Genomic DNA, 22,797 nt, shown 5'->3' on the forward strand with positions numbered 1-22,797 from the left:
TCAACACTACCTCTCTAGTTTTTTCGCTTCTTTCCAAAATCCGTCGAGTTCTTCCAAATTATAATTAGCGAAATTGCCTCTTCCTTTTTTCACACTCGACTCAATATATTGAAATCTTCTTTTAAATTTTTCATTTGCTTGCATCATCGCTTGTTCCGGAGAAAGACCATAAAAACGAGCTAAATTGACGATTGTAAATAATACATCTCCAAGTTCGTCTACTTGTGTATCCTTCGTACCGTCCCGTAGCTCATTCTTCCACTCTATAAGCTCTTCTTCGAACTTCTCCCAAGCACCAGACACATCTGGCCAATCAAAACCGACTTTTGCCACTTTCTTTTGATAATTAAAAGATGTGAGTAAAGAAGAATAAGCCCGCATTTCTCCGTCTAATAGCGACTCAGAGGACTCTGTTTTCTCTTCCAATTTAATTTGTTGCCAATTTTGTAGCACTTCTTCTGAATTATTTGCAATAACATCTCCAAATACATGAGGATGTCTACGAATCATTTTATCTGATATTGAATGGAGCACATCTTCTAAGCTGAAATATCCGCTGTCCTCACCAATTTGAGCGTGTAAAAATACTTGAAGTAACACGTCTCCAAGTTCTTCGACAATATGCTCATCATCTTCTTCGTCGATTGCTTGTAAAAGCTCATACACTTCTTCTACCGCGTATTTCTTCAAAGTGGAATGTGTTTGCTCTTTATCCCACGGACAGCCATTAGGCCCCCTTAAATCAGCCACTATTTGACGAAGTGTTTGCCATTCCTTCAAACGATTTTCCTGTTCTTTTAGCGGAGGCACATACAAAGTTGTTAAATTATCCAGTTCCATTACTCTGTCTAACTCATACAATGGTACTTTTGTTAATTTCTCTTGGGAGGATCCTGCAGCCTTAACAATTGTGACCTCATACTCATCTGGATATTTTTCCATAAGTGTTAATTTTACTTCTGATGCACTAAATGCATCATACACTTGTCCAATTAGGACATGAGAGTTCATTTGAATTTCATCGCGTTTTAAACTAGTTCCATCTAATAATTGAAAGCCTTCTATTGGATCGATTCGAAGAGCTGCAAAAATAGGATCTAAGAAACTTTGTCCACCTTCGATACGAATTTTTACTTCCCCTTTTCTCTCTGCTTGGATTAGTAGCTGCACTGTTTGTTCAGCAACTAGGGGATGTCCTGGCACTGCATACATAACAGGCTTTTCACTTGCTAACTCAAGAAGTGTCTCTACAATCTCCTCATATACCCCTTCAAATCGGTCATTTTTTTCATATACTGAATCGAAGCTTGTCCAGAGGAGTCCTTCTACTTTTAATTGCTCCAACACAGGATGCTGATCTGTTCGAACATACAAATACTCTGCTGCTTTTAGTTTCTTATATATACCTAGGGGTAACTGATCTAAATCACTTGCTCCAAGCCCAATAATAGTAATTTCATTCATCTAATCACAACCTTACTTTTCTTTATTCAACCAAAGCTGAAAGGTAGCCATTCTTCGTCCGAAAGGCAATAAAAACCACTCTTTTTCACCGATAACTCTTCTTTTCGCAATAATTAGTAAGAAAACAGTTGCACCAATCGTTACAGCACTAAGAGAAATCACTACAGACTGAATACGGCTAGATAAGCTGTCAAATAATACTGCATCTGCAATCCACACATACACTGTAACGCAAACAATCATCATGAGGGACGCAATCGCAATCCCTTTATAAAAGGCTAAAGGTGCAAATGAAATTTTCCAGTTCTTTTTAAAATAATAAAACATTAATACAAATACAATAGCCAAACTAATATTCCCAGAAATAGCTGCTCCCAACACGCCATAAGATGATATAAGCATATCATTGAATAGCCATTTACTACATACACCCAGCATTAAAAATAAAGTAGGAATCTTCCCTTTTCCACTTCCCTGCAGCATTGCCATTAACGTAAGTATTAAAGACATCCACACAATTTGAAAAGAAAATACCATTAAAGTGACTGATTCATCTCTCGATTGGAATAGCATTTCATTTACATAAGGAAGGACTACGATAAGCCCTATAGCTGCAGCTATACCGAACGTGAAAGCTACACGGAACGTCAGTTGCATAAATGGTATAGCTGTTCTTCCTTTTTCTTTGTTCATTCGATGTGCAACTAGCGGTACAATCGCTAAAGATAAAGTGGAGGCAATAACAATTCCTAATTGTACAAGGGGCTGTCCCCGATCATATATCCCTTTATTCTCCATTGCCTGTTGTTTCTCCATCCCATTTTCCAATAACAGTTGAAAAACAGTAAACGAATCAACAAGCTGCAATAGTAAAAATAAAAGCGCGCTAATACTCGCACTAATACTAATCATCGTCAAATCCTTCACAATTTTCCAAGTAGGTACTTGTTGCTTTTGCTGTTTCTCTCGCTTATGGACAAGACCTTTCCAGTAAAGAAATGAAAGAAATAGAACGCCTGCGAACTCCCCAGCAACAGCTCCATACATTGCCATGCTTCCAGCTTTATATAAATCCAAACTATTAGAAATGATAATCCATGTCCCCAGCAAAATGACTGTCACTCGAACAACTTGCTCTATGACTTGTGCATATGCTACGGGTCCCATGCGACCGTCTGATTGAAATTCTCCTTTTAAAACAGCAAGCATTGGCATTAATAGAATGACATATGCACCAGCTTTTAATAACTGAGCTAATCCAGCATCTCCCATCGCTTTCGCTAAAAATTCTGAGCCAAAAAACAATAAAATAAAAAACGTAATGGAAATAATTCCGATATATACAAATGCTATCTGTAAAATATTTGGAATTGCATATGATTTACCTGCTGCTTTATAATCAGATAAAATTTTTGATAATGCTACAGCAAATCCAAAAGAAGTCCATGTCGTGATTATACCTATGAACGGATAAACTTGTTGGTAAATATAAAATCCTTCGTCCCCAACTAAGTTCTGAAAAGGTACACGATAAACAGCGCTTAGCAGCTTAACAATAATCGCCGCAATCGTCAGCATTGCTGCTCCTTTCATATAGGTTTTCATATTCCATTCATTACTCATACGCCAATCCTTCTTCCTTCCAGCAATGCATTCATTATACATGAATACAAAAAAGCCTTCCTCTATTAGTAGAGAAAGACCTTTTCATTGCAGTAAGTTTCTTGGAAATTGTCTAACTTTCCATTTGTTTTGCTAAAAAGTTTGCTGCTGTTTCCACTGCTTTTATTTCTGCTTCACCTATAAAGTGAACTTTGGAAATTAAAAAGATTGCTCCGATCGGATCTCCAGATGCGGTAATTGGAGCGATACAGTATGACTTTACCATTTCAAAAACTCCTTGTACCCATTCTACGGAGTTTTCGTGTTTTTCTGTAACAATTGCTCGTTTACCTACGATTTCTTCTACATCTGGACTTATTCTTCTATTCAAATAATCTTTTTTAGATAACCCAGCCACGGCAATCATTTCATCACGATCACTTATTAATACTGGTGTTCCTAATGTTTCATATAAAGTTTCTGCATACTCCTTCGCAAAATCTCCAAGCTCATTAATAGGCGAATACTTTTTTAAAATGACTTCCCCTTCTCTATCCGTAAATATCTCCAAAGGATCTCCTTCACGGATGCGAAGCGTTCTGCGTATTTCTTTCGGGATAACCACTCTACCTAAATCATCAATACGACGTACGATGCCTGTTGCTTTCATGTAATGTGCCTCACTTTCGACAGATTGGGTATTAAATTTCATTTCTGCCATAGTATGCATCACATTACCAAAAAATATGCAAACTGTTATTTCGCTTCTGCTTTTTCTTTTTTTGCATCTGGTAAAAGAATCATCATTTCTTCTAATACATCGAAAGGATTGAACTTAGCTGTTTTGCGTTCATCTATTGTAATGACAAGAGTTGCATTATCCATACCAAATCCAACCGCACGTCCGTACTTCATTGACTTTTCAACAAGCATGGCACCGTTTATACTCTTTGTTCCTTCCTCGCTGAAACGAATGGAAACAATTTTATTCACTTCTTTAATTGATTCCACTCCTGCATTTTTCCCCCAAACTTTCATGCGGGCAATTCGCAGTAATTTTTCAGTTTCAAGTGGAAGATCTCCAAAACGATCTTGTAATTCATCTATGAGATCAAAATACTCTTCTTCCTTATCCATGGCTTTCACACGTTTATACATTTGAATTTTTTGATATCCATCTGGTATATATTCATCTGAAATATAAGCATCTGTTGAAAGTACAATCTCAAGATCTGGTATATCTTCTTTTTTAGTTCCTGTACGTTTTTCTTCGATTGCATCTTCAAGCATTTGTGTATATAAATCAAAACCAACCGAATCAATAAACCCATGTTGTTGAGATCCTAATAAATTTCCTGCTCCTCGAATAGATAGATCCCGCATCGCAATTTTAAATCCAGATCCTAACTCAGTAAACTCTTTAATAGCCTGTAGTCTCTTTTCAGCGACATCTGTTAAAACCTTATCTCTTTGATGCATTAAATAAGCATATGCCACACGATTAGAGCGCCCTACTCGACCACGTAATTGATAAAGTTGAGATAATCCCATCTTATCTGCATCGTGAATAATTAGTGTGTTCACGTTAGGAATATCAATACCTGTCTCAATAATCGTAGTTGTAACAAGAACGTCATATTCACCTTCTAAAAAGCTAATGATTACTGATTCTAACTCTGTTTCAGACATCTGACCATGTGCAAAGCCAACTCTCGCAGATGGAACAAGCATTTGAATTTCATCCACTTTACGTGTGATATCCTCCACACGATTGTATAGATAAAATGCCTGTCCGCCTCTTGCTAGTTCTCTTTCAATCGCTTCTCTAACTAAGGAACCATTGAATTCCATTACATATGTTTGTACCGGGAAACGATTTTTAGGTGGTGTCTCGATAACCGATAAATCACGTACTCCAATCATCGACATGTGTAATGTACGTGGGATCGGTGTAGCTGTTAACGTTAAAACGTCTACATTTGTTTTTAATTGTTTAATTTTTTCTTTATGCTTTACACCAAATCGTTGCTCCTCATCGACAACTAAAAGACCTAGATCATGATATACAACGTCCTTTGATAATATTCGGTGTGTACCAACTACTACGTCTACCATACCTTTTTTTAGCCCATTTAATGTTTCTGCTTGTTGTTTTTTGGAACGGAAACGACTTAGCAAACCAACTTCAATTGGAAAATCCTGAAATCGCTCTAACATTGTTTCGTAATGCTGTTGAGCAAGTATAGTCGTTGGACAAAGGAAAGCAACCTGTTTTCCTTCCATTACTGACTTGAAAGCTGATCGAATAGCTACCTCTGTTTTTCCGTACCCAACATCTCCACACACTAGGCGGTCCATTGGTCTTGGCCTTTCCATGTCTTTCTTTACTTCTGCAATCGAACGAAGCTGGTCTTCCGTTTCTTCATAAGGGAAAGCAGCTTCAAACGAGCGCTGCATATCACCATCTGGCTCAAACGCATATCCAACTTCCGACTCTCGTTTTGCATACAGTTTTATTAACTCATCGGCTATATCTTGAACAGCAGCTGAAACTTTGGATTTCGTTTTTTTCCAATCTGCTCCACCTAATTTGTGAAGCTTTGGATCTTTTTCTCCTGAAGCAACATATTTTTGAATAAGGTCAATTTGATCCACTGGAACAAATAACTTATCCTCACCACGATAACGAATGTGCAAATAATCTTTATGAATACCATTTACTAGAAGCGTCTCTATTCCGATATACTTCCCAATTCCATGATGAATATGTACGACATTATCCCCAGGCTTTATTTCAGAATAACTTTTAATTCGCTCAGCATTGGTTACCTTTTGGGCTCTCGCTTTTTTCTTATGTTTTTGTTTGAACAATTCGGCATCTGTAATTACTGCAATTCGTTGAAGAGGTAATTCAAAACCAGATTCCAAATCACCGTCTACTATAAAAATTCCAGAATTTTTCATATCGTCGATGGAAGCACCAATCTTCGAAACTATTTCATAATCTTCAAGAACAGTATGAACCTTCTGCACACGCTCTTTTCCATCTGCAAGAATAACGACCCGAAACTTCCCTTGTGTAAATCGCTCTATTTCATTTTTCAAGAGATGCATTTGACCATGAAAGTTTTGCATCGGTTTACAAGAGAAACTAATATTCCTTTTAATCGTTACACCTGAAAATGTTCGAGAAAATAAGGAGAGATACAGTTTTTCACCTGGTAACATTTGAATGATTTCTTTCAAACTAAAAGAGGGCTTAACATTATGGACTGTCTTTCCTTCTTCCAGCAATGCTAGAAACCAATCATTTTCCTCTCTTTCTAGCGTTTCAGTAACTTCTTGGATTCTTCCGAGCTCGTCAAATAAAATCATTCCATTTTGATCAAAATAGTTCCCTAAAAAGCTATTACTTTCTTCTAACAGTGAAACGTACTTCATATATTCTTTTGGTTGTTCACCTTGTTTTAAAAGTTCAATATCATGCTGTATATTTTGATAAAACTGATCTTTCATTTCAGGTATTTTAACTTTTTTTAGACTTTCTGCTAACGACTCTTCTAACTTATGCGCAAGTAACTTTTTTTTACTTTCTGTTAGGACATACTCCGTTGCAGGTAATATTCGAATATCCTTCAATTTTTCTAACGATCGCTGATCCTCCGCAGAGAATGTACGAATAGAGTCTACTTCGGTGTCAAATAACTCAATACGAATTGGATGTTCTAAATAGAGAGGATATATATCGATAATCCCACCTCTTATAGCAAACTCACCAGGGGCTGTAACCATAGGTTGTCGGACATACCCCATATCCACTAGTCTTTGCAGCAGTGTTTCTAGTGTTACCTCTTCCCCTTCTGCAATAGAGACTGTACTTTCAAGCCAATCCTTTACAGTTGGCATATGTTTTTTTAATCCTGCAATCGGTACGATATAAATTCCATTTTTTTTCGTTAACATATGGTCTAATGCTTCAATACGCTGTGCTCGCAGTTCTGGACTTGCAATCGAAATATCTGCAGCGATAAGCTCATCTGCAGGATATAGGCGCACTAAATCATCCCCAACTAACTTTACTAAATCCTCTGTCATCTTTTGAGCATGTAGCAAATTAGGTGTGACTATAAGAATTGCTTTTTTACGTGCACTGTATAGCATTTTACTAAAAACCGCTCTAGCACTTCCAGAGAGACCCGTTAGTAATTGTTGATCTTTACCGCTCTCCAATTCTTTCAATAGCTTTTGAATATGTGCATCTTCTATTAATAAATTGCTTAAAAGTTCCATTTCAAACCCCCGCTCTTCAAATGCATATGCATTTTTAACTGATAACATCCAAACAGAAAAAGGCTTTGTGCACGATATCGTGCCAAAGCAACTTTACTGTATCCACTTTTTTAACGCATAATAATTAGGAAATTTTTGAAGTGAACTTTGACACTCTTCACAAATACACTGTACAGTGTAATCTCCTGATGCTCCATGTTCTATATAAAGTTCTTGTTCATCAACTGTAATATCATTTTTTTGTAAAAAATGCTCATCGATCGAATCTAACGGCAATTGTCCTATCTCCGTTTCACAATGGCGGCATTTATAACGAATCGGCATGCCTAAAACCTCCTTTTTAGGAAGTATAGGCCTTAGACTTAAAATTTATGCACCATTAAAGTTATTCATCACTTCTAAAAAGCTTTTCGACATCCACGCTTCACAAGCATCTGCACTTTTCTTCACAGCATGCTCTATATCCGTTTTTTCTTCTTCATTAAATCTAGATAATACATAGTCAGGAACCTTCATTCCGTTCTTAGGTCGATCAATGCCAATACGAATCCGATTAAATTCTTGTGTACCTAAGTGTTGAATAATGGATTTAATACCATTATGTCCTCCTGCACTTCCTTTTTGACGGAGACGTAGTTTTCCAGCCTGTAAATCTAGATCATCATAAATTACAACAATTTCTTCGTCTTCTACATCAAAATAATCCATCATAGGTACAATGCATTCACCAGATAAATTCATATATGTTAATGGCTTTAAAAGCATTACTTTTTCTGTACCAATATGTGAGATGCCATACATACCATTAAATTTCGATTGAGTAAGAGGAATATTTAATCGTTTTGCTAATTCATCTATTACATGAAATCCGATATTGTGTCTTGTTGCTTCATATTGCTTTCCTGGATTCCCAAGACCGATAATGATTTTCATTCGTTTCCATTCCTTTAAATACATATTTCATCTATTTTAGCATATCCAAGAGAAAAAGTAGCAGGATCAGCCAGAACTGATACTGAACTTTCAAGAAAAAAGAGATTGCCTATAGACAATCTCTTTTGTACATTATTCTTCTGTTGGTGTTTCTTCTTTGGTTTCGGTTTCTTCGGTTTCTTCGGTTTCTTCAATTTCTTCTTCTACACGAGGAGCTGATACAGTTACTAGTGTATAGTCATCTTCATTTACAAGAGTATAATTTATTTTGTCTCGAACATCCGCAATAGTTAATGTATCCCCAATAGCCATTTGCGACACATCTACTTCAATACTCTCTGGAATATCAGATGGTTTTACAGTTATCGTCACTTCTCGATTTGGCTGTTGAAGTATTCCACCTTCGGAGACACCTATCGAATCACCCGTAATATTTACGAGTACGTTTACTTCAAGTTCTTCTTTCATGTTAATCGCTAGAAAGTCTGCATGAATCATTTGACCCTTTAGAATATTCATTTGGTAATCATTCATAACAACATTGACAGGTTCCCCGTCTACCTCTAGCTTCATAACACCATTACGACCAACTTCTCGAAGTGTTTTTGCCAAGTCTTTTTCATCTACTGCAATTGGTTGTGACTCCATTTCAAAACCATAAACAACTGCCGGGATGAAGCCATTTTTTCTCAAACTTGCATTTTCTTTATGTGCACGTTTTTTCGCTTTCACTAAAGTACTCATAAATCATCCTCCTGTAGGTTACTAATTAGATGTATACCCACATAGAGGATGTTTCAAACATATTAAGATCAATCAAATAGTGTACTTACTGATTTCTCCTCAAAAACACGGACAATTGCATCTCCTAATAATTTTGCTACTGATAGCTCTTTAATTTTTGGAGAGTATTTTTCTTCTGGCAATTGGATGGAATTTGTAATAACTAATTCTTTAATAACAGAATTATCAATACGCTCTATTGCTGGACCTGATAATACTGGATGTGTACAGCATGCGTAAACTTCTTTTGCACCGCTTTCCATTAATGCTTGTGCTGCTATAGAAATAGTCCCTGCAGTATCAATTATGTCATCAATTAATATAGCAGTCTTCCCTTCTACGTTACCTACAATGTTCATTACTTCTGCAACGTTTGGACGTGGACGGCGTTTATCGATAATTGCAATTGGTGTTTTCAAACGGTCTGCCATTTTACGTGCTCTCGTAACCCCACCATGGTCTGGAGATACTATAACTACTTCTGATGGATCTAAGTTTTTGCTTAAGAAATAGTCAGATAAAATTGGAACAGCTACTAAATGGTCTATTGGAATATCAAAGAATCCTTGAATCTGAGGTGCATGTAAATCTAAAACAATAGCTCTTGTTGCTCCTGCTGTTGTTAATAAATTCGCAACAAGCTTAGCAGTAATTGGTTCACGAGCTCGTGCTTTACGATCTTGACGTGCATAGCCATAGTAAGGCAATACGACACTAACTGTGCGTGCAGAAGCACGTTTTACTGCATCTAGCATTATTAATAATTCCATAATATGCTCATTTACAGGACCTGAAGTTGATTGAACGATAAATACGTCACAGCCACGAATACTTTCATCGATATTGATTTGGACTTCCCCATCACTAAATCTAGTAACAGTGCTTTTTCCTAGTGGAACTCCTACTTCTCTAGCGATTTCTTCGGCTAATTTTTTGTTAGAATTTAAAGTAAATATTTTCAACTTCGAATTTGCATATTGTTCTGCCATGATAATCCTCCTGAGGAATGGGTTATTTTAGTTTTAGTTTGTTTGCATAACCGTCTTTGTTTTCTTGTCGAGCACGACCTATAGCGAGCGCCTCACCTGGTACATCTTTTGTAATGGTAGACCCTGCAGCTACGTATGCTTTGTTTCCGATAGTGACCGGTGCGATTAAATTGGAGTTACAACCAACAAAAGCATCATCTTCAATTGTAGTGACAAATTTGTTTTTACCATCGTAGTTTACAGTAATTGTCCCGCATCCAATATTTACATTTGAACCAATAGACGCGTCTCCCATGTAGCTTAAATGAGAAATCTTACTTCCATTCCCTACTGTCGATTTTTTCACTTCAACAAAATTACCTATTTTCACATCATTTCCGACTTCTGATTGCGGTCGAATATGTGCAAACGGACCAATTGCTGTATGGTCACCGACTTCGCTGGATAATACAACAGATGAATGGATTGTTGTTCCATTCCCAACAACACTTGAGACGATATGACTGTTTGGACCAATCATACAGTTTTCTCCAATTGTAGTTTTTCCTTCGATAATAACTCCTGGTTGAATAACCGTATCTGCACCAATCACTGCATCGCTACTAATGTATGTATTTTGAGGATCAATGATTGTTACGCCTTCACGCATATGGTGATAAGCAATACGAGATCGCATAATTTGTTCTGCTTGAGAAAGTGCAATTCGATCGTTTACTCCAAGAATTTCGTCAAAATCCTTTGCTGCGAAAGCAGAAATAATTTCGCCTTCTTTTTGTAAAATCTCGATTACGTCCGGTAAATAATATTCACCTTGCGCATTTTCATTTTTTACTAATTTTAACGATTTAAACAATGCTTCATTATCGAAACAATAAGTACCAGAGTTAATCTCTCTTACAAGCTGTTCTTCATCTGAAGCATCTTTTTGTTCTACGATGCTTTTTACATGACCATCTTCTGCACGAATAATTCTTCCATATCCAGTCGGATCATTCGCAATTGCAGTTAAAATGGTTGCTTTCGCTCCCGTTTGTTTATGATGATTTAATAAATCATTCATTGTTTCCGAGGTAATAAGTGGTGTGTCTCCACATATGACAATCGTTGTTCCAGAAAGGTTAGCAAGTATGTCTTCCGCTTGTATAACCGCATGCGCAGTACCAAGTTGCTCTGCTTGAAGTGCATATTCACTTCTGCTACCAAGTTCGCTTTGCACTGTCTCTGCTCCGTGGCCAACGACTGTTACAATTTTTTCAACGCCTAGCTTTTCCATATTTTCTACAACATGTTCAACCATCGGCTTCCCACATACAGGATGCAGTACTTTATATAGACTAGACTTCATACGAGTTCCTTTACCAGCAGCTAATACAACCGCATAAGTATTTGTCATTCTCCGTCTTCCCTCCAGTGGGCTAATTTCCTCTTTTGACTATAGCGGAAATGAAACGATTTTTCAAGGAAATATCTCTTGACAAGTACATGACAAAACAAGTAATATAATTAACTTTTATTCACAAAAAAACCATTTCTAATATAGAAATGGTTTTACTAGAAAAATAACTATTTAAATGTAGGAGACAAATAGACTCCTTAATAAGGCGGACTTCCTAGTTATTAATAGCTAGCTTCTGCAATTTGTTCCTCCTGATCGCTGCTTAAATGATAAGCATATAGTACCGCTTCTTGAATTTTTGTCCGGGTTCCAGAATTTATTGGATGTGCTATATCTCTAAATTCACCTTCTGGAGTTCTTTTACTTGGCATTGCAACAAATAATCCCGTATTCCCGTCAATAACTCGAATATCATGTACAACAAATTCGTTGTCCAGTGTAATGGAAGCGATAGCCCTCATACGACCATCTGATAATACTCTGCGTAATCTCACGTCAGTTACTTCCATTTCCTCACCAACCCCCTCTTCATAGTTGCAAAAACTCTCATACTACTATTCCACAAAACTTTTTTATCTCCTTCTTTTTTACAATAATTTTTTTAATATTATAATTAATATATTTACCATCTCGTCACCAATATTTTTTTGTATAAAAAAAACATGTTTTCCAAAGAAAACTTGCCATATAGAATACAAATGACTTTTAGGATTGTTGGACATTTCTGAAACTCTCAATCAATGATTGAAGTATGGGACTATAGTACATATGTTCAATAACCACACGAGCCTAGCGAGGCCACTGAAATGCTGTCTATTTCTAGGTTACACTTTTTCATTTCTAGAAAATCGTTGAAAAAGGCGACACTCCTGCGGGATTAGCGTTAGTCGAAGACCCCACAGCGCAGCGAGGAGACTGAGGCAACGCCCGCGGAAAGGGAGCCGTTTCAACGATTTTCTTATTTATTGGAATATTGTATAACCCCATCTGGATGCATGAGCGTAGCGAAGGTACTAAAAAACTGTCTATTTTTTAATGTAAATACTTTTTCATCCCTAGAAAATCGTTGAAAAAGGCGACACTCCTGCGGGATTAGCGTTAGTCGAAGACCCCACAGCGAAGCGAGGAGACTGAGGCAACGCCCGCGGAAAGGGAGCCGTTTCAACGATTTTCTTATTTTTTTGATATTGTACAACGTCGAATTATAGGGACTTTTTCAGAGCCCAAAACGCAGCGAGGAGGACCCTTGGCGGTTCGTCCGCGGAAAGCGTGTAGCTTTTTTCGGAAAATCAACTAGTATTCATTCAATTTTATAAGAAAAAAGACTGTAGAAAAACTCAATTTTATCGAGTTTTTCTACAGTCTGACATGTTTTTTCCAAAGAAAATACGCCTTTTATTCAGTTTAAATAACTGCTATTACTTCAATTTCAACTTTCACATCTTTTGGAAGTCTCGCTACTTCTACTGCAGAACGAGCCGGTTTATGACCTGCAAAATGCTTTTCATACGCTTCGTTAAACTCTGCAAAATCATTCATATCTTTTAAAAACACTAATGTTTTGACAACTTTTGATAAAGATGTTCCTGCTTCTGTAAGTACTGCATCTAAATTCGCAAATACTTGTTCTGTTTGTTCCGTAATAGATCCTTCTACTACCTCTCCCTGGGGAGTTAGCGGAATTTGACCTGAACTGTAAAACATTCCATTTACTACAATTCCTTGTACATATGGTCCGATAGCTGCAGGAGCTTTAGTTGTTGAAACTGCTTTCATCTAATTTGCCACCCTTCTCGAAATAATTACCTTCCGTTAAAGCAATTGTACCATCTTTTTCATTTACTTCATGTAGTTTTACTAAAGATAAATAATCATCGACTAACTGTTCACCTTCATGCTCTGCCTCTACTAATACAGCAATCCCTGCCAACTCACAATTAAATTCCTCAAGTAAACTCTTCATTCCATTTATTGTTCCGCCAACTTTCATAAAATCATCAGTGATTAATACGCGTTGACCCTTTTCCATACTTCTTTTTGAAAGAACCATCGTCTGAATACGTCTGGCTGATCCAGATACATAATTAATGCTTACGGTAGGACCTTCCGTTACTTTACTATCTCTACGTACAACAACTACCGGTACATTTAAATGTCTTGCAATAGCATGGGCAATTGGAATACCTTTCGTTGCAACTGTCATAATAGCATCTATTTTTTCATGGGCAAAAGCGGATGCAAATACTTTCCCAACTTTGTTCATCATCGTTGGATTTCCTAGCAAATCTGTCATATACAAATAACCACCAGGTAATAAGCGCTCTGCTTTTGAAAGTTGTCCCATTAAATCGACAGTTATTTCTTTTACATCTACACGGGACATGGTAGGTATAAACTTCACTCCACCAGCTGCTCCAGGCACGGTTACAAGCAACCCACTCCCCCGCTCTTCAAAAGTTTCTTTTACAATCGTTAAATCTTCACTAATAGAGGATTTGGCCGATTCGTACAAAGAAGCAAAGAAAGTTAAAGGAATTAATTTATGGGGATGTTCCATCAAATATTGCGTCATGTCTACAAGTCGTTCACTTCTTTTCCATTTCACACAATCACCTCCAAACACGAATGTTTTATAGAAAACTTATCACAATCATCCGCATTTAAGCAAGTGTATCCCGTTCGCCCATTAATCGAACAGCATAAACCTCATCGCAAAAACCACGAAGTCCATTGTAAATTCTTTGTACTTTCGTTTCCTGTTGAACTAGACCAAACACTGTTGGACCACTACCACTCATTAATACAGCATCAGCGCCAAATTTTTGCATCTGTCCTTTTAATCCTGCAACTTCTGGATATAGCTTTAATGTGACATCTTCTAGCACATTACCAACGGAAGCACACATTTGATCAAAGTTTTTATGCTCAATAGCTTCAATCATTTGCTTTGTATTTGGATGTACAATTTGATCTATTTTTAAATTGCCATAAATATCAGCTGTAGAAACTCCTAAAGTTGGTTTGGCTAGTATCACCCAGCAATTAGCAGGTGCCGGTAGTTCTTGAATCCTTTCCCCTCTACCTGTTGCAAGCGCCGTTCCTCCGTAAACACAAAAAGCAACATCGGATCCTATTTTTGTACCAATTTGTGCGAGTTCATCTAATGACAATCCTAAACCCCATAACGTATTAAGACCTCTTAAAGTTGCTGCTGCATCGCTACTTCCTCCAGCAAGTCCCGCTGCAACTGGAATACTTTTTTCAATCTTTATCGTAACTCCTAGTTTCACTCGGTACTTTTCTTTCAATAGTTTAGCTGCCTGATAAGCTAAATTTCGATAATCATTTGGAACAAAACGATCAACAGAAAGAATATGTATTTTTCCATCTTCTCTATTCTCTAATCCGATTCGGTCTGCCAAATCAACCGTCGTCATAATCATTTCGACTTCATGGTAACCGTCCGGACGTTTATGTAATACATCAAGCGTTAAATTTATTTTAGCAGGTGCTTTTACATAGTACATTTCATCTGCTCCTTTTCAAACGTATGCTGTTCCCTATTTTACCACAGTACATTCTATTTGAAAAAAAGGAAACTAGCATAAGAAGAACACAGGCGTATTGATTAGCCCCAACAAGCAAATAACCTTCACCATAGAAGTCGTTCTTTGACTACATTGGTGAAGGTTATTTTACCTCGAGGGGCTAGGAGCTGAAGCTGAATCGATACTGATTATAAAAGTTTATGCTCCTAGAACAAATGGTAAGACGTTATGATAATACAAATAAAAACTAGGATTTAAATGATTATATTTTCATAGCTAAAAAAAAGGCGGATTACTCCGCCTACTAGTTGTTATGGATTTATTTGTTCGCGTTATAACGTATAGTAAACTCCTCTTAAAGGAAACGAACAACATTTACTTTGGTGACTTTGTTGCTTGTTCAGCCATTTCAATTGCTCTCTTTACCATATTCCCCGCATCACGTGATTTAATTCCACCCCAGCCCTCGGTTTTGACTACATCATAAAATCCAAGATCTTTTGCAATCTCTTCTTTCAATTGATCAGACATTATACCTTTTCTAGCCATACGGTGTATCCTCCTTTTCAACAACTAGTATTTTTAGTATGTCCGAAAAACAGAAAAAAACTCCTTTTACATTCAGCAGAATGCAAAAGAAGTTTCCTTCGAAATATAAAAATAGAAAAAATAAAAGTTCTAAACAATCATTTTACAACTATTAAATTATTTGCTTCGTCAAAAATAGTGATTTCTACTGCTTCTGTCAAAATGTCGGCATAACTGTAAGATACACGTTCAAAAGAGTTTTCATCTTGATCCAAGTCGATAACGAATACGGCATGATAAGTCTCTCTTAATACGCCAGCTCGTTCGATTGTTTTCTTGCGTCCCCCGTTTGCTTTTAACTGCAAACGCTTGCCTAAATGATGATCTAATGACTTCTTAATATCAGCTAAAGTTTTTGGCATTTCGCTTACACCTCACTGAATATTACTATACCATCTATTTATTTTTTTGTCAAACAAAACATTTTAACAACCAGAAGCACCTCTTGTCAATACTTTTATTACATAATATAAGTGCTTTTATTTATAAACATTACTAATATTGTAACAAGTATCATTAATGAAAATGGGAGTACAGTTCATCTGCTAAACGCCCAAATTCCTCAATAGACAAAGTCTCTCCTCTTCTTGTCGGATTGATACCTACTTTTTCTAGCGATTGTAGAATTAGTTCTTTCTTTTCTTTTCCGTTAGGTAAAGAGGATTGTAAATTATTTATTATCGTTTTTCTTCTTTGTACAAATGAACCTCTTGATACTTTAAACAAAAAGTCTTCGTCTATTACGTCCACTGGTGGTATCTCATGTCGAGTTAGCTTTATAACAGCAGAATCTACATTCGGTTGTGGCATAAAAACTGTTTTCGGTACTATCATCGCTACTTCAGCTTTCATGTAATATTGAATAGCAATAGAGAGTGAACCATAATCCTTTGTACCAGGTGATGCAGTTATTCGATCAGCAACTTCTTTTTGCATCATGACAACCATGCCTCGAATTGGTAAACGATCCATTAGCAATTTTAATAGTATTGGCGTTGTCACGTAATAAGGTAAATTTGCTACAACCATAACATCTTCATATTCCGACAACTTTTCTTCAAACATTTGTTTCACATTTGCCTCTAAAATGTCGGAATGAATAATCTCCACATTATTATACGGAGACAATGTGTCTTCTAAAACCGGCAACAGTCGTTGGTCAATTTCAAAAGCAACTACCTTCCCTGCTTCTCTTGCTAAGTGCTCTGTTAACGCACCAATACCAGGTCCTATCTCAATTGCTGCAGAATCTTTTGTAAGATCTGCATGTCCAACAATATTTCGCAAGATGTTTGGATCGATTAAAAAGTTTTGCCCTAAGCTTTTTTTGAAAGAGAATCCATATTTTTTTAATATTTCTTGCGTTCGAATTGGCGTTGCAATATCCTTCTGAGTCATTCACTTTTCCTCCATATCAAGCTGTAAGATTGCTTCGTCTAGTTGCTGTCTACTAATTTGAAATATGGAAAGGCGCTTTTGTAGCTGTTTTCCATTTGTATATCCTATTTTTAATAACTCACCTAGCTTTGTTCTTCGTTCTTTAGAGTTTGGATGACCTATAAGTTTTCCGGCTACTAAAACCTCAACTGGAACACTTGGCACTACATCACCTTCCGACTTTGGAGTATAGACACTTTCAATAGCCCGGCGGATATCCTCATCTTTTGCATGCTCAATTCCTAATCCTTTACCATTTTTGGCTATCGTTTTTTCTTTCGATAAAAACGCATGCTTCACACCTGGTACATGATCTTCAATAATTGCACGTATGCGTCTGCCTGGATAATCTGGATCTGTAAAAACAATGACCCCCCGTTTATCCTGAGCGTGTTGGATTTTAATCAGAGTTTCTTTTGAAATAGCAGACCCATTTGTTTCTATTGTATCTGCATCGACAGCTCGTTTAATAGCAGTTGTGTCGTCTTTTCCTTCCACGACAATTATTTCTTTTATTCGCAATCAAGCTTCCTCTTTTCTGTCTTTCTATTGCTTTCTATCATAACGTAAAAAAGCTTCCCCTATCAACGAAAGGGAAAGCTATAGAGAAATAAATAGTCCAAGTATATTTGCATACAGATTTTTTATCGAGCTTTCTTAATAAAAAACTGTGGCATCACGAGGACTTAACTTAATCCAGCCAGGATTGAACCACGCTGGATTAAGTTAATTTAATACTTTAATACGTACTTTCTTACGGCCGAAGTTATACGCTTTTGATTTTGATGGCATAAATAGGTCGATTTTATTGCCTTTAATAGCTCCACCAGTATCACCAGCTACTGCGTAACCGTAGCCTTCTACCCAAACTTTGGAGCCCAGTGGAATAACGCTAGGGTCTACCGCTACAACTTTCACATCTGGATTTGATTTTAAATTAATTCCTGTTGCGGTAACTCCAGTGCACCCATTACATTGAGCTGTATATGCGGTTGCTGTCACGTAAAATTCACTTCCACCTGATGGTGCAGTAGCTGCACGTTCTCCTCGAGACACACTCGCAGTTACGATTTTTGTCCCTACCGCCACGACTTTCTTCGTCGGCTCTTTTGTAATTTTTTCACTTATTACATTACGAGATACTTCCTTGCCATTTTCTTTCAAAACTTCATATGTTCGTGAAACAGTACCTTTTTCACCTGCTTGCACTACTTTTTCTTGCCCTTTTAGCAGCGAGTTATCTTTTTTCGTTTCTACTGCAAAGTTTGTTTCTTCCTCAACTACATCGGTGACCTTTTCTACTCGCACTATTTGTATTACAGAATTCGGAAGTACTAATTCATCCATTTTCCGTTCAACTCGGTCGAATTCATTCATTTGAATGTTATGTTGTTTTAAAAAGTCAGCGACCGTAGTCGAAGTGGACCATACCTTCTTCTCTTCGTTGCCATCTAAAAGAGTTACTTCATACGCTCTTTCAACAGCAATTTTGTTATCAGGTCCAACCTCTGCATCTGCAGCAGGTGTTATTGCATCTTGTTCGTTTATTTGAACATTTGCCTTTGCTAGTACTTCTGAAACTAAATCATCAGTAGTAGTGATTGTTTGAATTTCTCCATCTACTGTGACTTCTACTTGTCTTGCCTGCTCCCACTCAATCACTAAATTGTTGTTGATTGATGTGTTCACTGAGGGTTGTAAAAAATCTTCGTCGGCAACTACTATGTTATTTTGTTCTAGTAGTTCCCCAACTGTATTTGCATGTGTTAATATCTCTTGTTGTTCACCGTTAACTGTTAAAGCAACAGTTTTCTTTGTTCCTTCGAATAATACGAAGGAAACCACTGCAAGAAACAATAGTAAAGATGCGATTGTGACTATTGTTTGCTTGCTCCTCAATGAATGAAAGAACAGGTTTTTCATGGTATTATTTGACATGAAAAACGCCTCCTTGTTCACTCGTGTGATTATATAGAGTACTTTTCAGCTTGTCAACACTAACGAATTTTTTTCATTATTCATAAGTGTTAAAAGTTTCCTCTGATTCCAGTATGGGAAGGATTCATTTTTTTAATCATTTAAACGAAAAAATTTCTCGGCATTTTGAGTAGTTGCTATTGCAACCTCTTCTACAGTTAACCCTTTTAAGCGTGCAATTTCTTCTGCAACGAGCGGAACAAGAGAAGGCTCATTTCGCTTTCCTCTATGGGGATGAGGAGCTAAGTAAGGTGCATCTGTCTCAATCAATAAATACTCTAACGGAATTTCAGTAGCCACCTCTTTTGGTTTTTTGGCATTTTTAAAAGTGACAGGCCCTCCTAGAGAAATCATAAAATTCATATCTATACATTGTTTAGCGGTTTCTACGCTTCCTCCGAAGCAATGCATGATCCCTCCTGTTAAATGCGCCTCTTCCTCTTTCAAAATTCGTAGAACGTCTTCCGTCGCCTCACGATTATGTATAATAATTGGTAATTTTAGCTTTTGAGCTAATCGAATTTGTTTACGGAATAATGTTTGCTGTATATCTTTTGGAGACTTGTCCCAATAGTAATCGAGCCCAGTTTCTCCAATACCTATAACTTTATCGTTCGCTGCAAGTTCTTCAATCCACTGTAAATCTTTTTCTGTACAATCAATTGCATCAACTGGGTGCCACCCTATTACCGTATAAATAAATGAATAATCCTTTGCAAGCTTCATTGCTCGTTCAATAGTTTTTCGATCAAACCCTATAACAACCATTTTCGAGACTTTTGCTTCTAAAGCTCTGTCAATCACTTCTTGAAGATCCTCATCGTACTGGTCTGCGTTTAAATGAACATGTGTATCTATATACATAGTGTTATCTCCTCACTTAGGTTAATTTTACACGGCGATATTTTCGCTTACATCACAATACTATTACAATTGCATGAAAAAAGGCATAATCCCAACTTCGAAATATACATTAATTCCCTGTAATAACAATTAAATATCCTTCAATGTTATTTGATAATATTATTCTAGAATATTTTATAAATGAATGAGCTGGCTGTCATAAATCGCAAATCTCTTAGAAATGAAAAATCAGAAACGCTGCTATAACAGCGTTTCTGAAAAATCGAATGAGGCACCATAAGTTAACTTATGCTTTCCCCCTCATAGAATCATTATTTTACTTTTGCACCGTTTTCTAATTTCTCATCGACTGTAGCAAGTGTTAAATAACCGTCTTTTTCACCAGCAAGAATCATCCCTTGAGAAAGTTCACCTCTAAGTTTTACAGGTTTTAAATTTGCTACTACAATAACTTTTTTTCCAATAAGATCTTCTGGTTTATAGTGCTGAGCAATTCCTGATACAACTTGACGTTTTTCATATCCCATATCCAATTGTAATTTCAACAATTTGTCTGCTTTTGGAATTGCCTCACATTCAATTACAGTAGCTACACGTAAATCTACTTTAAAGAAATCATCAATGGAGATTTCTTCCTCCTCTTGAACCTCTTCGTCTACTAAATCTTCTTGTGGAGTTTGTACAGAACTACGCATTTGCTCTCGAATATAAGCTACCTCTATTTCTACATCTAATCGTGGGAAAATTGGAACTCCTGTTTTAATTACTTCTGCCCCATCTTTAATCACTTTAAATGAAGCTAGATGGTCCCAATTCAAATGTTCTTCTGTTAATCCAAGCTGTCCAATAATCTCTTTTGGGCTTTTCGTCATAAATGGTTGAACTAATGTAGCAATCTGACGCAAGCTTTCTGCTAAATTAGTCATTACAGCTGCCAATTGACCCTTCAATGCTTCGTCCTTTGCAAGTACCCATGGTTGAGTTTCATCAATATATTTATTTGTTCGAGACACGAGAGCCCATAAATCGCCTAACACAATGCTAAATTGCATTTTTTCCATATTTGATTCGTATTTTTTAACGGTTTCTTTTGCAAAATCATACAAAGCACCATCAAATTCTGTTGCTTCTGCATGGTTTACTGGAATTTTCCCATCAAAATATTTATTGATCATTGAAACTGTTCTATTTAATAAGTTCCCTAAGTCATTTGCTAAGTCAAAGTTTGTTCGTTCTACAAAAGATTCCGGAGAGAAGACACCATCTTGTCCAAATGGAAGTTCACGTAATAAGAAATAACGTGTTGCATCTAAACCATAGCGTTCCACTAACATTTCTGGATATACAACGTTTCCTTTTGATTTGGACATTTTGCCATCTTTCATCATAATAAATCCATGTGCAAACACTTTTTTCGGAAGTGGTAAATCTAAAGCCATTAAGAAAATAGGCCAGTAAATCGTATGGAAGCGTACAATATCTTTTCCTACAACATGTACATCTGCTGGCCAAAATTTTTGGAACAATGTATCATCATTCGACATATATCCAAGAGACGTAATATAGTTTGTTAACGCATCTACCCATACATAAATAACATGTTTTGGATCTCCGGGTACACGGATTCCCCAGTCAAACGAAGTACGAGATACAGACAAATCTTCTAATCCTGGCTTTATAAAATTGTTAATCATTTCATTTTTTCTAGACTCAGGCTCGATAAATTCTACATTTTCTTCGTAATAGGCTAACAAACGATCTGCGTACTTCTTCATATTAAAGAAGTATGATTCTTCTTTTACTTTATGCACAGGGCGACCACAATCAGGGCAGTTCCCATTATTTAATTGTGTTTCCGTGAAAAATGATTCACAAGGTGTACAATACCATCCTTCATATTCACCTTTGTAAATATCCCCATTATCTAAAAACGTTTGAAAAATCTTTTCTACACCAGCTTTATGACGTTCTTCTGTCGTTTGGATAAAATCGTCATAAGAAATATCCATTAATGCCCAGACTTTTTTAGCGGCCTCTGCAATCTCATTTACATATACTTGAGGCTCCATACCAGCTTCTTGTGCTTTTTCTTGAATTTTTTGACCGTGTTCATCCATTCCCGTCAAGAATCTCACGTCATAACCTCTTAATCTTTTGTATCGCGCCATTGCATCGGATGCTACTGTTGTATAGGCAGTACCAATGTGAAATTTCCCACTTGGATAATAAATTGGTGTTGTTAAGTAAAATGTTTTCTGTTGTTCTTTCAATGTAAGGATGCCTCCAATGTTGAATCTACTTTATACTTTATTCTATCTAAATGACGAAATTGTTTCAATTAATTAATAAGCGTCAAAAATTGTCGAATTATAGTTGTGAAAAGTAGTTTTCCATTTAAATAGATAATATATCAAAATAATTACTATTTTCATAAAAAATACATCAATTTTTTAATAAATAGTTTGTAATTACATCAATTTATTATTAATAAACGCAATAATTTATGAAGTTAAATTATTGACGGAAATGGCATTACTTGGTATGATTAAGTACATGAAAGTGATTTATGTCGAATTCTGACGAAAAATATGCACTCACGAGAGGAGAAACTTTATTATGAAATCTACAGGTATTGTTCGTAAAGTTGATGAATTAGGTCGCGTAGTTATTCCAATTGAACTTCGTCGCACACTAGGTATTGCAGAAAAGGATGCTTTAGAAATATACGTTGATGATGACAAAATCATCCTAAAAAAATATATGCCAAACATGACTTGTGCTGTAACTGGTGAAGTATCAGATGACAACCTACGTCTTGTTGGTGGAAAATTAATTCTAAGCCCTGAAGGCGCAGAATTACTTATTAAAGAAATTCAAAACAATCTTAAATAATAAAAACATCCGTTTCCTTTTGGAATCGGATGTT

The 22,797-nt window shown here is 36.5% G+C and carries 21 protein-coding genes; 1 reads left to right on the forward strand and 20 read right to left on the reverse strand.

The features are described 5' to 3' along the window. Positions 1-6 precede the first annotated feature (6 nt). The 20 genes from yabN to metG form a co-directional block, all read right to left on the reverse strand. Positions 7-1,464: a bifunctional methyltransferase/pyrophosphohydrolase YabN gene (gene yabN, locus FG384_RS16505; protein WP_142643806.1), complete on the reverse strand. Its 1,458-nt coding sequence runs from the start codon at positions 1,462-1,464 to the stop codon at positions 7-9. Between the two features lie 12 nt (positions 1,465-1,476). Continuing rightward, positions 1,477-3,087 carry a putative polysaccharide biosynthesis protein gene (locus FG384_RS16510; RefSeq protein WP_142643807.1) on the reverse strand — a complete coding sequence of 537 codons (1,611 nt, stop codon included), beginning with the start codon at positions 3,085-3,087 and terminating at the stop codon, positions 1,477-1,479. A gap of 112 nt (positions 3,088-3,199) precedes the next feature. Continuing rightward, a complete protein-coding gene (gene spoVT / locus FG384_RS16515) occupies positions 3,200-3,736 on the reverse strand; it encodes a stage V sporulation protein T (RefSeq protein ID WP_142643837.1) in 537 nt (178 codons plus the stop codon). A gap of 86 nt (positions 3,737-3,822) precedes the next feature. Next, on the reverse strand, positions 3,823-7,356 hold the full coding sequence (mfd, locus tag FG384_RS16520; RefSeq protein WP_142643808.1) for a transcription-repair coupling factor: 3,534 nt from the start codon (positions 7,354-7,356) through the stop codon (positions 3,823-3,825). Between the two features lie 93 nt (positions 7,357-7,449). Then, positions 7,450-7,680 (reverse strand): anti-sigma-F factor Fin, encoded by a 231-nt coding sequence (locus tag FG384_RS16525; RefSeq protein WP_142643809.1) that lies wholly within the window; start codon positions 7,678-7,680, stop codon positions 7,450-7,452. A gap of 45 nt (positions 7,681-7,725) precedes the next feature. After that, positions 7,726-8,289: an aminoacyl-tRNA hydrolase gene (gene pth / locus FG384_RS16530; protein ID WP_142643810.1), complete on the reverse strand. Its 564-nt coding sequence runs from the start codon at positions 8,287-8,289 to the stop codon at positions 7,726-7,728. Positions 8,290-8,421: 132 nt separating this feature from the next. Next, a complete protein-coding gene (locus FG384_RS16535; RefSeq protein WP_142643811.1) occupies positions 8,422-9,033 on the reverse strand; it encodes a 50S ribosomal protein L25/general stress protein Ctc in 612 nt (203 codons plus the stop codon). 68 nt (positions 9,034-9,101) lie between these two features. Then, entirely contained in the window at positions 9,102-10,061 is a 960-nt protein-coding gene (locus FG384_RS16540; RefSeq protein WP_142643812.1) for a ribose-phosphate diphosphokinase, read from the reverse strand. Positions 10,062-10,083: 22 nt separating this feature from the next. After that, complete coding sequence (glmU, locus tag FG384_RS16545) at positions 10,084-11,454, reverse strand: bifunctional UDP-N-acetylglucosamine diphosphorylase/glucosamine-1-phosphate N-acetyltransferase GlmU (RefSeq protein WP_142643813.1); 1,371 nt, start codon at positions 11,452-11,454, stop codon at positions 10,084-10,086. Positions 11,455-11,678: 224 nt separating this feature from the next. Continuing rightward, positions 11,679-11,966 carry a septation regulator SpoVG gene (gene spoVG / locus FG384_RS16550; RefSeq protein WP_142643814.1) on the reverse strand — a complete coding sequence of 96 codons (288 nt, stop codon included), beginning with the start codon at positions 11,964-11,966 and terminating at the stop codon, positions 11,679-11,681. A gap of 895 nt (positions 11,967-12,861) precedes the next feature. Next, positions 12,862-13,233 carry a RidA family protein gene (locus FG384_RS16555; protein WP_142643815.1) on the reverse strand — a complete coding sequence of 124 codons (372 nt, stop codon included), beginning with the start codon at positions 13,231-13,233 and terminating at the stop codon, positions 12,862-12,864. Next, a complete protein-coding gene (gene purR, locus FG384_RS16560) occupies positions 13,211-14,062 on the reverse strand; it encodes a pur operon repressor (RefSeq protein WP_142643816.1) in 852 nt (283 codons plus the stop codon). The genes FG384_RS16555 and purR overlap by 23 nt, the downstream gene beginning before the upstream one ends. A gap of 55 nt (positions 14,063-14,117) precedes the next feature. After that, positions 14,118-14,984: a 4-(cytidine 5'-diphospho)-2-C-methyl-D-erythritol kinase gene (ispE, locus tag FG384_RS16565; protein ID WP_142643817.1), complete on the reverse strand. Its 867-nt coding sequence runs from the start codon at positions 14,982-14,984 to the stop codon at positions 14,118-14,120. Between the two features lie 396 nt (positions 14,985-15,380). Next, on the reverse strand, positions 15,381-15,554 hold the full coding sequence (locus FG384_RS16570; protein WP_142643818.1) for a small, acid-soluble spore protein, alpha/beta type: 174 nt from the start codon (positions 15,552-15,554) through the stop codon (positions 15,381-15,383). 137 nt (positions 15,555-15,691) lie between these two features. Then, the gene (gene veg, locus FG384_RS16575; protein ID WP_053591096.1) at positions 15,692-15,955 is read right to left on the reverse strand and encodes a biofilm formation stimulator Veg; all 264 of its coding nucleotides are present in this window, start codon (positions 15,953-15,955) and stop codon (positions 15,692-15,694) included. A 154-nt stretch (positions 15,956-16,109) separates the two neighbouring features. Beyond that, positions 16,110-16,991, reverse strand: coding sequence for a 16S rRNA (adenine(1518)-N(6)/adenine(1519)-N(6))-dimethyltransferase RsmA (gene rsmA, locus FG384_RS16580; protein WP_142643819.1), 882 nt, complete (start codon positions 16,989-16,991; stop codon positions 16,110-16,112). After that, positions 16,992-17,552, reverse strand: a complete 561-nt coding sequence (gene rnmV / locus FG384_RS16585) for a ribonuclease M5 (protein WP_142643820.1) — start codon at positions 17,550-17,552, stop codon at positions 16,992-16,994. Positions 17,553-17,756: 204 nt separating this feature from the next. After that, positions 17,757-18,968: a G5 and 3D domain-containing protein gene (locus FG384_RS16590; protein ID WP_142643821.1), complete on the reverse strand. Its 1,212-nt coding sequence runs from the start codon at positions 18,966-18,968 to the stop codon at positions 17,757-17,759. 132 nt (positions 18,969-19,100) lie between these two features. Further along, a complete protein-coding gene (locus FG384_RS16595) occupies positions 19,101-19,871 on the reverse strand; it encodes a TatD family hydrolase (protein WP_142643822.1) in 771 nt (256 codons plus the stop codon). Positions 19,872-20,182: 311 nt separating this feature from the next. After that, positions 20,183-22,141, reverse strand: a complete 1,959-nt coding sequence (metG, locus tag FG384_RS16600; protein WP_142643823.1) for a methionine--tRNA ligase — start codon at positions 22,139-22,141, stop codon at positions 20,183-20,185. A gap of 346 nt (positions 22,142-22,487) precedes the next feature. Between metG and FG384_RS16605 the strand changes: the two genes are divergently transcribed. Further along, positions 22,488-22,763 carry an AbrB/MazE/SpoVT family DNA-binding domain-containing protein gene (locus tag FG384_RS16605; RefSeq protein ID WP_142540905.1) on the forward strand — a complete coding sequence of 92 codons (276 nt, stop codon included), beginning with the start codon at positions 22,488-22,490 and terminating at the stop codon, positions 22,761-22,763. The last annotated feature ends 34 nt before the right edge of the window (positions 22,764-22,797 follow it).

The sequence above is a fragment of the Psychrobacillus vulpis genome (assembly GCF_006861825.1).
GTDB lineage: Bacteria > Bacillota > Bacilli > Bacillales_A > Planococcaceae > Psychrobacillus > Psychrobacillus vulpis.

Excerpts from the sequence above, each read along its gene's own strand:
- FG384_RS16605 (WP_142540905.1), top strand. The coding sequence starts at position 22,488 with ATGAAATCTACAGGTATTGTTCGTAAAGTTGATGAATTAGGTCGCGTA.
- FG384_RS16555 (WP_142643815.1), bottom strand. The coding sequence starts at position 13,233 with ATGAAAGCAGTTTCAACAACTAAAGCTCCTGCAGCTATCGGACCATAT.
- veg (WP_053591096.1), bottom strand. The coding sequence starts at position 15,955 with ATGCCAAAAACTTTAGCTGATATTAAGAAGTCATTAGATCATCATTTA.
- mfd (WP_142643808.1), bottom strand. The coding sequence starts at position 7,356 with ATGGAACTTTTAAGCAATTTATTAATAGAAGATGCACATATTCAAAAG.
- FG384_RS16570 (WP_142643818.1), bottom strand. The coding sequence starts at position 15,554 with ATGGCTAGAAAAGGTATAATGTCTGATCAATTGAAAGAAGAGATTGCA.
- FG384_RS16535 (WP_142643811.1), bottom strand. The coding sequence starts at position 9,033 with ATGAGTACTTTAGTGAAAGCGAAAAAACGTGCACATAAAGAAAATGCA.
- ispE (WP_142643817.1), bottom strand. The coding sequence starts at position 14,984 with ATGTACTATGTAAAAGCACCTGCTAAAATAAATTTAACGCTTGATGTA.
- FG384_RS16590 (WP_142643821.1), bottom strand. The coding sequence starts at position 18,968 with ATGTCAAATAATACCATGAAAAACCTGTTCTTTCATTCATTGAGGAGC.
- FG384_RS16540 (WP_142643812.1), bottom strand. The coding sequence starts at position 10,061 with ATGGCAGAACAATATGCAAATTCGAAGTTGAAAATATTTACTTTAAAT.
- FG384_RS16510 (WP_142643807.1), bottom strand. The coding sequence starts at position 3,087 with ATGAGTAATGAATGGAATATGAAAACCTATATGAAAGGAGCAGCAATG.
- spoVT (WP_142643837.1), bottom strand. The coding sequence starts at position 3,736 with ATGAAAGCAACAGGCATCGTACGTCGTATTGATGATTTAGGTAGAGTG.
- yabN (WP_142643806.1), bottom strand. The coding sequence starts at position 1,464 with ATGAATGAAATTACTATTATTGGGCTTGGAGCAAGTGATTTAGATCAG.
- FG384_RS16595 (WP_142643822.1), bottom strand. The coding sequence starts at position 19,871 with ATGTATATAGATACACATGTTCATTTAAACGCAGACCAGTACGATGAG.
- spoVG (WP_142643814.1), bottom strand. The coding sequence starts at position 11,966 with ATGGAAGTAACTGACGTGAGATTACGCAGAGTATTATCAGATGGTCGT.
- rsmA (WP_142643819.1), bottom strand. The coding sequence starts at position 16,991 with ATGACTCAGAAGGATATTGCAACGCCAATTCGAACGCAAGAAATATTA.
- glmU (WP_142643813.1), bottom strand. The coding sequence starts at position 11,454 with ATGACAAATACTTATGCGGTTGTATTAGCTGCTGGTAAAGGAACTCGT.
- pth (WP_142643810.1), bottom strand. The coding sequence starts at position 8,289 with ATGAAAATCATTATCGGTCTTGGGAATCCAGGAAAGCAATATGAAGCA.
- FG384_RS16525 (WP_142643809.1), bottom strand. The coding sequence starts at position 7,680 with ATGCCGATTCGTTATAAATGCCGCCATTGTGAAACGGAGATAGGACAA.